The organism is Streptomyces sp. NPDC059455, assembly GCF_042750115.1.
Taxonomy (GTDB): Bacteria; Actinomycetota; Actinomycetes; order Streptomycetales; family Streptomycetaceae; genus Streptomyces; species Streptomyces endocoffeicus.
Window position 1 is genome coordinate 1 of sequence record NZ_JBHYVB010000161.1, and the last position, 9,080, is coordinate 9,080.

Here is a 9,080-nt window from a genome sequence, read left to right on the forward strand (position 1 = left end):
GGTGAGAACCGCCGCCCGGAACACCCACGACCACGCGGAACGCGCTAGTGGTGCCAGCCATGCCCGCCCGTGTTGTGGATGAAGCGCTGCAGCACCTTCATGGTCGTCAGGTACTCCTCGTCGGAGATGCCCGCGTGCCGCTCCGCCCACAGCTCGTCCTGGAGGGCCGCGGCCGTGTCGTACAAGGCCCGGCCCTCCTCCGTGATGCCCAGGTGCCCCTCGGCGTCCTCGGTGATCCAGCCCAGGGCGATCGCCCGGTCGATCTCCGCCTCCATGACCTCCGGACCGGCGTCGAGATAGTTGCGGAGGAGGCCGGACACCTCACCGCGGGTCTTGACGGTGTCGGCGCGTGCGACCTGCGCGATGACCCACCACTGCGGCTGGGTGACGCCGATCCCGGCGAGAGCGGCCTGGATGCGGCTGACCACGGCCTTGTAGGCCGCCCAACTCCAGTACCCGATGGGCTGCTTGAGCAGTTCGGGGTCGCTGTGGGAATACTCCATGGCCGGTCCCTCCGTCGTTGCGTGAACTCGTGTGACGATGGGATCGACCGTAGAAGTTGAACCTAAGTTGAAGTCAAGGTGGTCACCTGGCGGTGGCGGTCGGTCAGCGGTCGGCCGTCAGCAGACGGACGCGGCCCGTGCCGGGCAGGGCTGGGTCGAACGCCGGAGGGACGGGCCGGGCGTGGCGCTCCGCAAGGTCGGCGAGGGATTCCTCCACGGCGCTCCAGCCGTGGTCCGCGAGCCAGTTGGCGGGAGGCCGCGTCATCTCGTTCTTCCACAGGGAGGACAGCAAGCCCATGATGCCCTCCGGTGAGGCGGACGCCGCCTCCTGGGCCTGGTCGGTGTTCACCATCGACCGGGTGACATGTTCCACCCCGAGGTGGCTGCCCGGCGCGGACAGCGCGGTGATCCGGTCGAGCAGACGGTCCGCGTCGCGCTCGGGCAGGTAGACGAGTATCCCCTCGACCAGCCAGGCCGTCGGCACGTCCTCGCGGAAGCCCTGCTTCGCCAGCAGCGAGGGCCAGTCCTCGCGCAGGTCGGCGGCGATCACCTCGCGCTCGCAGCGCGGCTCCTCGCCCCGGAGGACGCGTTCCTTGAAGTCGAGCACGTCGGGCTGGTCCAGTTCGAAGAGGCGTGTCCCGTCCGGCCAGTGCAGACGGAACGCACGGGTGTCCAGGCCCGCCGCGAGCAGGACCGCCTGGCGGCAGCCCGCGGCGCACGCCTGGATGAAGTAGTCGTCGAAGTACCGGGTGCGCAGGGCGAAGTAGTCGCCCATGGCCTCGGTGAACAGCTTTCCCTGCCCCTCGGTCCAGACCGCCTGCTGCTCGGGGCCCGCGGCGTCGACGAAACGCGTGGCCAGGGTGTCCTCGAACAGCCGGTCCGGGCGCCGGCTCTCGTCCGCGCGGGTGATGCCCACGAACAGCGCGGTGCTGCTGACTCCCGCCAGGCGCTCGTGTCCTTCGGTCACGTGGTCCTCCGCTTCGTGTGGTTGTCTCTCATGTCCTCTCCCCCGTTCATGAGCGTGTCGTTCCCGCTCACGAGCGTGTCGCTCCGGCTGATGAGGCGGTGCGCTCGCGGTACGCCGCACGGTCGAAGCGGACGCCGCCGCGCCAGATCGCCTCGATCGACCGGGTGCGAGTGATGTCCCGCGTGGGGTCGCCCTCGACGAGGACGAGGTCCGCGCGCCGGCCCGGCGCGATCACTCCGCGGTCGGAGAGACCGAAGTGCGCGGCGGGCGCCGAGGTCGCCGCCGTGAGCGCCTCCGCCGGAGTCAGTCCGGCCTCCACGAGGAGGGCCAGCTCGGTGTGGAGACTGGCGCCGTGGACGACCGGGCAGGCGCGGTCCGGCCGGTAGTTGGTGTCGGTCCCCGCCAGTACGGGCACACCTGCCCGGTGCAGACGGGCCACGCTCGCCAGGGCGTGGGTGAAGTGGTGCTCGGGGGACTCCTTCTCCACACAGAGGCCCTCATGGCCTTCCGCGATCGCGGTACGGGCGTGGCCCGGCAGATAGGCGACGATGCGCGGATCGTCCGCCAGCGATCGTCCCGTACGGGGCCGGGAGGAGGTCTCCGGGGCGGACGCCTCCAGCATGGCCAGGGTGGGGATGGCGACCCGCTTCTCGTCCGCGGTCCGGCTGACGAACGCGTCGTCCAGAACCGCCTCCAGCGGAAGGTGCGTCAGCATGTCCACACCGCTGTCCAGGGCGAGTCGCGCGGACCATCCGGCGGACACATGGGCCACGGTGAGCAGGCCCCGGCGCCGCGCGGCGCCGGCGAGCGCCGTCACGGTCGCCCGGTCCAGGGCGGGCAGCGACATCCCGTGATTCGCGCCGTCATCCACGATGATCTTGATGAAGTGCGCGCCCTCCGCCTGTCGCGCGGCCACGAACGCGTCGGCCTCATCGGGCCCGGCCACCGTCGGCAGCAGCGGCATGGCGTGTCCGGGGTGCCCTCCGGGCGCGCTTGCCACCAGCCCCGAGCTGCGCATATCGGCGAGGTCGGCACGCTCACCCGCCGCCGTGCACAGGGCCTGGGTGAGCTCCGGCGGGCCCATGAACATATCCAGCTCGGTGGTCACTCCGAAGGCCAGCGCCAGTTCGAGATTGCTCTCGGCGCCGAACACATGCGTATGCGCGTCGATCAGGCCGGGCAGCAGCGTCAGGCCCGTTCCGTCGATCACATCGGCCGACGCCGACGCGCCCGGAGCCGCGGCGGGCTCCGTCAGGACGCGTGTGATGACCCCGTCGGCGAACTCCACCGCCCCGGGTCCCAGCATCGCTGTCCCGTCGAAGATCCGCACCTTGTCGATGATCACCGGCCGCACCTCTCTCACCGTCCGATCGCGATCGCTGTGGAGCCGTAGAAACACAGCAGGTTGAAGAAGAGCACAAAGCCCATCGCCGGGAGCATCAGCCCGGATGGCTGTCTGCGCACGAGGAAGCGCCAGGCGCCGAGAGCGGGAAAGACGATGCTCAACGCCGGCAGCAGGCCCCGCGTCCCGAAGAGCAGGAGCCCGAGTGCCACCGCGCCCACGGCGAGAGCGAGGCACACGGCCGCGCTGCCGCGCGGGCCGAGCACCTCCGAGTACAGCCGTGCCTCCGGGTCCCGCCGCCAGTCGGTCTTCCGCGCGAACTCGAACTGGAGGAAGGCGCAGGCGAACATGGCCATCAGCGGGACGGCCCGCCCGTCACCGTCGATCGCGTCGCCGGTCAGCAGCGAGACATAGAGGTAGACGGAGAGCAGCAGCTGCACCGGGTAGCTGACGAGGAGATTGGCGATGAGGGCCTCGCCGATCCGCGGCGACCAGCGCTCCAGCGCGACCAGGAACAGCGTGTATCCGAGGGCGAGCAGGATCAGCAACACGGAGAGGGCCGAGACGAGTGCGTTCAGCACGATGACGACTACCGTGATCAGCGCCATGGCGCCGCGCAGCTCCGCCACCGTGACGGCGCCCGTCACCAGGGGCCGGTCCGGGTTGTGCCGGCGGTCGTACTCCAGGTCCTTCTGCTCATCGACCATGCGGGCGAACAGCAGGGCCAGCACCACGCTCACCGCGCGCACCACGGTCGCCCCGGAGGGCGTCCAGTGCGAGGAGGGCCCGGAGAGTGCCTCGGCCGAGCCTTCCAGGGTCAGGGTCCACAGCACGCCGTAGGTGACGTAGATCTGCGGGCGGAACATCCGCAGGACGAAACGGCCCAGCCGGGCCGGCCCGCGGGTGGCGGTCAGGACATCGCTCAACGCCGCCACCGTCTCCCGGACCTGGGACGGTCGAGCGTGCCGGGGGCGGCGGTCATATCGGCCGCGCTTCCGTGGGGGCCGGTGTGAGGCGCAGTTCGCCGTCGGCGATGGTGTGCCCGGCCTGCTTCATGACGCAGCGCAGAACGGCGCTCGTCCCGTCGCCGTCCACCCGGACGCTCTCGCAGGTGATCGGCAGATCCAGCTCGCCGAAGCCCGTGAAGCGCGCCTTCAGCCCCGTGAGGACGGCCGACGCCGACGGCAGCACCCCGGTTTCCACGGCGGTGGCGAGGCTCAGCTGCCGGAACGCCTCAAGGGTCAGCATGCCGGGGACATGGTCCAGGGGGTGGTCGAACAGCACGGGGTGGCTGGTGTCGACGAGCAGCAGCGCGGTCCCCATCTCCGCGCCGTCCGGCGGGAGTTGGAGCCGAAGCGGGGAGATGACCACATTCGCCGCGTCCCTGCGGTCGACCAGGGCCTCGCCGATCCGCTCCCCCGGCTCACAGGCCGTGAACGTGGCCTGGACGGGCAGCCCCAGCGTGGCACGCACGTCCTCGCGCGTCGCTTGCCACTGGGCGGGCGTCAGCCAGGACATGGAGCCGTCCAGCGTCGCCACCACGCGGTCACCGATCAGCGCGGTGTAGGACAGCCGCGCCCCCTTCAGACCCTCGCGGCCACGGAAGCGGCGCACGATGCGGCAGCGCAGCACCACCTCGGTGGGTACGTCGCCTACCCCGAGTGCGGTGATGTCCGCGTCGCGCAGGGCGATGTCCCGCAGGATGAACTTCGTGCCGAACGGGTTCTCGAACAGATCGTGACCCAGCATGAGGAGCGACTGCCGGACGGCCTCCACCAGGACCATCGGGTCGTAGACGTGGCGGCAGCCCGCCGTGTCCCGGTAGAAGGCGTGTGAGCGGGGTATCTGCACCCCGATGTCGAGGGTGTCCTCGTCCCGGGCGAGCACGCCGGTCAGAAACACCTCGCCCAGGCTCAGCCGGTGGACGAGCTCACGCGGCACCGTCTGGCTGAATTCCACCGTGTCCATGCTTCCCCCTCCGTGTTACCGAACCGCCGACCGCGCCAGGTGGTGCTGCCAGTCGGACACACTGACGCCACCGAGCACGGGGGCCACCCCCTTGCGCTTCATGGGCAGGACATGGGAGCCGACGATCACCGTGTCCCAGGCGTCGAGCGGCAGCCCGGCCCGCCAGACGGCTTCGATCAGCCGCCGGTAGCCCTCCTGGTCCCCGGCCGCGAGCCGGGCCGCGCGCAGCTCGTCCCGGACGGCGCCGGGGGCCAGGGATTCCTCCGCCTCCGCCACGGCCCGCTTGAGCCGTTCCGCGGCCGGTTCGAAGGAGAGATCCCGCTCGGGCACCTCGCCGTGCAACCGCTCGCCGAGCTCACGCGCGCGGGCCGACTGGTCCTCGCCCGCCAGCGCGGAGGCGTAGACCCGCTGCCGGAGCGCCGCGCCGAAGTAGATGCCCAACTCCCGTGCCACATCGGCGGGTTCGTCGGGGGTGTGGACAAGGTTGAGCAGATAGCTGTAGCGGCCGGTGGCGTAGCGGAGCTGGCCGGGGACCCGGGCCAACGGATCGGTCGGGCCCTTCCGCTCGGTCAGGACGACCGACGCGGGTGTGCTCGGTGGGGCCTCGGCCCCGTCGGCGTCCTGGCGCACCACGAGCACCACCGCGTCGCAGGTGTCGGTGAACAGATCGGCGAGACGGCGGCGCTCCGGTGTGGCCAGGTTCCACTGGAAGTACCACAGCGCCCGCACGGTGTTGGGGGTGAGCCGGGTGCGTTCCGCCGCCACGATCCGGAAGCCCTCCCGGGCCAGCCAGTCGACGGTCGTCGGCAACTGCCTGCTGACCACGGCGTCGGGCTTGAGCAGCAGCGCGGCGTGCCGGTGGAGGAAGCCGTCGACGTCGACGGTGAGGGTGGCGAGCTGTTCGACGCTCTCCAGGAAGTAGGTGTCCGAGCCGAAGAGGACGCGCTTGCGCGGATCGCAGCTGAGGGCCGGGGATAGGTCGTCGCCGAAGGGCCTGCCGTTCGTCGTGTCGTCGGTCATCGGCCTGCTCCGTTCACATCGCTCGCGGTCGGGCTGGTCCCGTTCGCCGTCGGGGTCGCGTCCGGGCCGGTGATGTTCAGCCGGGCGAGCACCTCGGTGGCATCGGCCGGCGGTGCGCCCAGGTAGCCCGTCTCCAGGCAGTGGTCGATCAGAGCGCGCAGGAAGTCCTGCCCGTCCGCCGGTGGCCTGCGGGTGGCGAGGCCCGCGGTGTGGGAGTCGTCGAACCGCATCCGGCGCCGGAAGTAGCTCTCGTAGAGCGTCATGACACGCTCGTAGTACGCCCGCTCCCGGCGGGGCAGCCGCTGGGCGTCGAAGCTCGTCGGAGGGACGAACCTCGGCACCTGGAACGGCGGGTACTCGGCCATCACATCGGAGAAGTCCCGCAGCGTCAGCGGTGCGCCCACCGCGTGGAAGGTCCGGCCCGCCGCCTCCTCGAACCGGTGGGTGACCTCGGTGATGATGTCCGCCACATAGTCCACGGGCACCAGGTCCAGGCGCGCCTCGTACTGGCCGGGGATGGAGCGGACCTTGCCCTCGGTGGCCAGTTTGAGGACGACATAGATGTTCTTGTAGTCGCGCACCACGCCGGTGTGCTCGTCGCCGACGACGATGCTGGGGCGGACGATCGCGGCTCGCACCCCGTCGGCCTGGGCCTTGTGCACCAGGGTCTCGGCCCGGAACTTGCTGTCCTCGTAGGCGTTGGCGAGGCGCTGGCCCTCGTCCAGCTCCGTCTCGCGGATCAGCCCGTCGCGCTCACCGCACACATAGGCGGTTCCCACGTGCACGAGGGGCACGCCGCCGGCGCGGGCCAACTCCAGGACGTGGGCGGTGCCGTCGACGTTGACCGCCTGGTAGACCTCGTCGGGGAGGCCGAAGTCGGTGATCGCGGCGCAGTGCACGATCCGGTCGAGGCCGTCCGCGACCAGCGCCTGGTACGCGGCCTCGGGCAGGCCGAGCCGGGGCTTGGTCACATCGCCCGGCAGGCAGCTGACGGCGTCCGGCTCCAGCGGGGTGCCGTCGTTGCGTATGACCACCGGCTGGTTGTGGACCAGGGCGGTGACCTGGTGCCCGGCCGCCACCAGCCGGGCGGTGACCTCCGCACCGACCAGCCCGGCCGCGCCGGTCACCAGAATCCTCAGGCGCTCCGTCATCGGCCCGCCTCCGCCTGCCGTGCCTCGGTCTCTCGTCGTGCTTCTGTCACCAGGCGGACGATGTCGCCGAGCGTGGTGACCGTGGCGGTCCTCTCCTGAGGGAGCTCCCCGAGTCCGAAGCCCTGCTCCAGCGCCAGCGTCAGTTCGATGAGCCGGAGCGAGTCATAGGCCAGATCCGCGATGAGCGCGGTGTCGTCCGCCAGGGTGGCGCCCCCCGCGGGCGCCATCGCGCCGACGATCGCGTACACCTTGCTCCGCGTCTCGTCCTCGTTCAGCGATGGTGTGCCGGTGCTTGACGTCAACGTTGCTCCCTCAGCGTCAGGTGGTGGCGAGATGCGGCTGCGCGCCACCGCTGGACAGCAGATCGCTCGCCTCGTCGATGGGCAGGTCCGCGTCGAGGTGGGCGCCGAGGCGCAGCCAGTCGTAGCCGATCTCCAGGGTCTGCCGCCATCCGTCCGAGGAGTCGAAGGAGGACGGGAAGCTGTGCGCGCCGATCGTGTGCCGGACCAGGGCGACGAAGTCGTCCAGCGCGGTGAGCGCCGCGCTGCCCTGAGCCACGGACGCGATCGTGAGCGTCGTGAGATGCCGGGCCTTCGCCCGGATCTCGTCGGTGTCCGCTCCCGCCGGAAGGAGGGACAGCCTGCGGACGACCTCGGAGTCCGGGGGCAGCGGGTTGACTCCGTAGGCGCTGAGCACACCGCGCAGCGCGGCCCGCAGTATCCTCCGGGCGCTGAGTTCGGCGACGCTCCACTGCTCGCGGTCCAGGGCGCCGGTGAGGTCCTCGCGGGCGTTCTCCACCAGCACGTTGGACCACACGAGGGTCATCGCGGCGGCGCTGAACCGGCGGGCGGGCATGGGCACCAGATCGATGCCCTCCTCACCGCCGACCGCCGCCCCGCCCACGGTGACGATGGGCCGCGCGGTACTCGGTGGCGGTGTGACGGGGCCGGACGGAGCGGCCAGCGGCATGGCGGGGACGATCGGGCCGTCGCCCTTCCACGCCACCTTCACCAGACCGAACCGGAGGAACTGGGCGATCTGCGGGCCCGCCTGTGGTGCTCCTGACGCGTCCGCCACGGCCACTACGCTCCCCAGTGGCCGGCCGAAGACGACCGAACGCCAGGCCCGCGCCGCCCGGTCGCCGAGGACGAACACATCCTGCTTGTCGCGTACGACATGCACACGGTCGCCGGTCTGCCAGGTGGTCACCCCGGTGGCCCTGGCCACGGTGATCCGCTCGGAGTCGGGTTCGGCACCCGCCACCCCCAGATCGGCCGTGAGCCGGACGCCCGCGGTGATGTACTCGGCGGTGTCGAGACCCGACGCCTCCAGCGAGGCCAGCGTCCGGTACCGGTCACACAGCGGCTGGTCACCGATGCGGTCCAGCTGCATGGGCAGCCACTTCGGCTCCAGATAGGCCTCTCCCCGCCCCGCCGCCCAGGACTTCACCGCCTGGATCAGTCCGGCTTCGGTCCATGCCGCGGCCTCCTCCTCCTGGCCGAGTTCCCGCAGGGCGAGCGCGTAGCGGATCGACTGGCGTGCGTGATGTGCCCACCACTCCCGCATCGTGTCCTGGAAGTCGTCGAGGGACATCAGCCCCTTGACCTTCGCCACCAGGTCCGGATTGCGCAGCGGGAAGCTGCGCAGCAGACGCTGACAGCGGTTCAGCAGATCCTCCGGGACGGCGCCCACGTGGCCGCGCGTGTCGGTCGTGATCGCGGAGAACTGCTCGGCGAGCTGCCGCACGGAGCGGGTCCTGACCTCGACCCGCCGCCCGTCCAGGAACAGCAGCGAGGGCATGGTGGGCAGGTCGGCGTCGCTGTCCGCGATGAGCAGGAAGTCGATGTCGGACGAGGAATTACCGAAGCCCTCGGCGATCGAACCCTCGAGGACCACAGCGCAGTCGGCGACGGAGTGGATCTGCGGAATGGTCTTGTCGAGCAGGTTCTGCAGATAGTCCTCGCTGAGGATCACACGGGCCTCCCGGTCGTGACATGGGCCGTCTTCTCGGGGACGCGCGCGTCTTTCTCGAGGTCGCCCCCGGCGTTGTGGCGGTCCGCGGGGCGCGCGTCCCCCAGGGGGGGGCGGGTCCGCGTGCCCCCGGTGTGGCCGGGGGGGGGGGGGGGGGG

The 9,080-nt window shown here is 71.1% G+C and carries 9 protein-coding genes; all 9 read right to left on the minus strand.

Features of this window, described 5'->3' with window-relative positions; translation table 11 throughout:
* Positions 1-44 precede the first annotated feature (44 nt).
* The 9 genes from ACFXB5_RS39215 to ACFXB5_RS39255 all read right to left on the minus strand — a co-directional run bounded on the left by ACFXB5_RS39215 (position 45) and on the right by ACFXB5_RS39255 (position 8,925).
* The gene (locus tag ACFXB5_RS39215; RefSeq protein WP_385217618.1) at positions 45-503 is read right to left on the minus strand and encodes a MarR family winged helix-turn-helix transcriptional regulator; all 459 of its coding nucleotides are present in this window, start codon (positions 501-503) and stop codon (positions 45-47) included.
* A 103-nt stretch (positions 504-606) separates the two neighbouring features.
* Positions 607-1,470: an SAM-dependent methyltransferase gene (locus ACFXB5_RS39220; protein WP_385217621.1), complete on the minus strand. Its 864-nt coding sequence runs from the start codon at positions 1,468-1,470 to the stop codon at positions 607-609.
* A 67-nt stretch (positions 1,471-1,537) separates the two neighbouring features.
* Positions 1,538-2,815 (minus strand): amidohydrolase family protein, encoded by a 1,278-nt coding sequence (locus ACFXB5_RS39225; protein ID WP_385217624.1) that lies wholly within the window; start codon positions 2,813-2,815, stop codon positions 1,538-1,540.
* A 14-nt stretch (positions 2,816-2,829) separates the two neighbouring features.
* The gene (locus tag ACFXB5_RS39230) at positions 2,830-3,738 is read right to left on the minus strand and encodes a UbiA family prenyltransferase (RefSeq protein WP_385217627.1); all 909 of its coding nucleotides are present in this window, start codon (positions 3,736-3,738) and stop codon (positions 2,830-2,832) included.
* A 52-nt stretch (positions 3,739-3,790) separates the two neighbouring features.
* On the minus strand, positions 3,791-4,780 hold the full coding sequence (locus tag ACFXB5_RS39235; protein WP_385217630.1) for a ScbA/BarX family gamma-butyrolactone biosynthesis protein: 990 nt from the start codon (positions 4,778-4,780) through the stop codon (positions 3,791-3,793).
* 15 nt (positions 4,781-4,795) lie between these two features.
* Positions 4,796-5,800, minus strand: coding sequence for a nucleoside-diphosphate kinase (locus ACFXB5_RS39240; protein WP_385217632.1), 1,005 nt, complete (start codon positions 5,798-5,800; stop codon positions 4,796-4,798).
* The gene (locus ACFXB5_RS39245) at positions 5,797-6,951 is read right to left on the minus strand and encodes an SDR family oxidoreductase (protein ID WP_385217635.1); all 1,155 of its coding nucleotides are present in this window, start codon (positions 6,949-6,951) and stop codon (positions 5,797-5,799) included. Before ACFXB5_RS39245 ends, ACFXB5_RS39240 begins: the two co-directional genes overlap by 4 nt.
* Entirely contained in the window at positions 6,948-7,253 is a 306-nt protein-coding gene (locus ACFXB5_RS39250) for an acyl carrier protein (RefSeq protein ID WP_385217638.1), read from the minus strand. The genes ACFXB5_RS39245 and ACFXB5_RS39250 overlap by 4 nt, the downstream gene beginning before the upstream one ends.
* 16 nt (positions 7,254-7,269) lie before the next feature.
* Positions 7,270-8,925, minus strand: coding sequence for a hypothetical protein (locus ACFXB5_RS39255; RefSeq protein WP_385217641.1), 1,656 nt, complete (start codon positions 8,923-8,925; stop codon positions 7,270-7,272).
* Between the last annotated feature and the right edge of the window lie 155 nt (positions 8,926-9,080).

Coding starts and splice junctions, on each gene's coding strand:
- ACFXB5_RS39215 (WP_385217618.1), bottom strand. CDS start 503: ATGGAGTATTCCCACAGCGACCCCGAACTGCTCAAGCAGCCCATCGGG.
- ACFXB5_RS39235 (WP_385217630.1), bottom strand. CDS start 4,780: ATGGACACGGTGGAATTCAGCCAGACGGTGCCGCGTGAGCTCGTCCAC.
- ACFXB5_RS39240 (WP_385217632.1), bottom strand. CDS start 5,800: ATGACCGACGACACGACGAACGGCAGGCCCTTCGGCGACGACCTATCC.
- ACFXB5_RS39245 (WP_385217635.1), bottom strand. CDS start 6,951: ATGACGGAGCGCCTGAGGATTCTGGTGACCGGCGCGGCCGGGCTGGTC.